Annotated in this window: 3 protein-coding genes; all 3 read right to left on the reverse strand. The window is 72.7% G+C overall.

All coding sequences use genetic code 11. The features are described from left to right. On the reverse strand, window positions 1-252 hold a 252-nt coding region (locus ACTIFU_RS23605; RefSeq protein WP_439580773.1), incomplete at its 3' end, for a ribose-phosphate pyrophosphokinase-like domain-containing protein. Between the two features lie 93 nt (window positions 253-345). After that, the gene (locus tag ACTIFU_RS23610; protein ID WP_439580774.1) at window positions 346-1,224 is read right to left on the reverse strand and encodes a hypothetical protein; all 879 of its coding nucleotides are present in this window, start codon (window positions 1,222-1,224) and stop codon (window positions 346-348) included. Between the two features lie 86 nt (window positions 1,225-1,310). Continuing rightward, window positions 1,311-1,893: peptidoglycan editing factor PgeF (pgeF, locus tag ACTIFU_RS23615; RefSeq protein ID WP_439580775.1), on the reverse strand; the 583-nt coding region annotated here is incomplete at its 5' end.

Genomic DNA, 1,893 nt, shown 5'->3' on the forward strand with positions numbered 1-1,893 from the left:
CGTGGTGATCCGCCGTGCGCTGGCGCGCCGGAGCGCGTCCAGCATGATCAGAAGCTCCATCAGGTTGTCGTTCGCCGGGAACGAGGTGGACTGCACGACGAACACGTCCTCGCCGCGCACGTTCTCGTGGATCTCGACGAAGATCTCCATATCCGCGAAGCGCCGCACAGAGGCCTTGGTCAGCGGCAGGTTCAGCGCCGTGGCCACCGCCTCGGCAAGCGGGCGGTTCGAGTTGCAGGCGACGATCTTCATGGCGGGGTCAGATCCCGGGGCTGGCGGGCGGGATGGCGCGGCGTTCCTAGCAACGGGGGCTGGGGGTGTAAACCAGCTGTCACACGACCCAGCTCAGCCGCCGCTGCGGGCGCGGCGGATCACCTCGGCGACTCCGGTCGCGGCCTGTTCGGCCACCACCAGCGCGATGTCGGCCCAGAGCCCGTCCAGCGTGCCGGCCGGCACCTCGTTGAGCTGGCTCACCTTGCCGAGCTCGGTGCCGTCGGCGCGGGCGACGATCCAGGAGATCTCCACCCGCTGCTGCCGCCGGGGCAGGGCCGTGACATCCACGCGGCCAGAGAGGGCGAATTCCCCCTCCGCCGCGCCTTCCTGCACCAGCACCCCCTCCTTGGCGAGTGCTGAACGGATCGCGCGGTCGAGCGATCGGTTCCCGTCGCCCGGCGCGCCGGCGACACCGTTCATGCGGACCGTCGGCAGGCGCGAGGCAAGCTGATCGGGCTCCATCCGGCGCGAAGCCGCGTCCGCACGCGCGAGCATCGCCGCGATCCCGGACGCGGCCTCGCCGGCAGCGGCGCGGAACGTCGCGTCTTCGGCGCGCGACCAGGCGGCAGCAGGCACCGCGCGCGGGCCGCCTGCCGCGCCGATCGGCGCGCCCGCCGCATCCACGAGCGTGTAGGTGAGACGGACCTGCCCGGCCGCGGTCTCGCCCGCGACCAGCAGCCGGTAGTCGGGCCTGGGGATATCGGCGGCGGTGACCGGCAGCTCCTGCGCCTGCAGCGCCTCGGCCAACGACGCGGCGAAGCGGCGCGCGTCCTCCTCGGGCAGACCGAGCGTGGTCGAGGGCGGCACGACGATGCGCGCGGGAGGCGGCCGCGTCAGTCCGTCGCGCGCGGTCGCCCCCGGTCGGCGCTCGAACGGCATCGGCACTTCCACGAACGGAAGCTGGACCGGGCCGCAGCCGGCAAGCAGCAGCAGGGCGAGAAGCCGTCTCATGTCACGACGCAGGTGGCGAGCATGCCGACGCAGAGGAGGATGACAAACATCCAGACATAGGGCATGGGCGACTCGTGTAGCACGGTTCAGCCGAGCGCGATTGCGGAGAGCTGGTGGCCGATGGGCCCGGCCCTCTCGTGCGTCGCACGGCGATAGCTGAAGAAGCGCGCCGGTGCGGCATAGGTGTCGAGGCCGAGATCGCGCACGCGGGCGATGCCGGCGCGCGCGAGTGCCGCGGCGCAGAACCCCGGCAGGTCGAAGCGCCAACGGTCCGGCCGCTCGCCGTCCGCGAAAAAGCGTTCGTATGCTGGATCGGTAGCGAGCATGGCGGTGCGCAAGTCGGCCGCGACCTCGTAGCTTGCCGGGCCGATCGTCGGGCCGACCGCTGCTTCGATATGCGCGCGCGCCGCACCGAGCCGTTCCATCGCGGCCACGGTCCCCTCCAGCACGCCGGCGAGGGCGCCGCGCCAGCCGGCATGCGCGGCACCGATCACGCCGGCATTGGCATCGAGCAACAGCACCGGCGCGCAGTCGGCGGTGACGACGCCGAGCGCGATCCCGCGCCGGCGCGTGACGAGCGCATCGGCCTGCGGGCGCGCGTCGTTGCCCCAGGGATCGTCCACCACGGCCACCTCCGTGCCGTGCACCTGGAACACGCCGACCAGCGCC

Source organism: Elioraea sp., from assembly GCF_051860475.1.
Taxonomy (GTDB): domain Bacteria; phylum Pseudomonadota; class Alphaproteobacteria; order Acetobacterales; family Acetobacteraceae; genus Elioraea.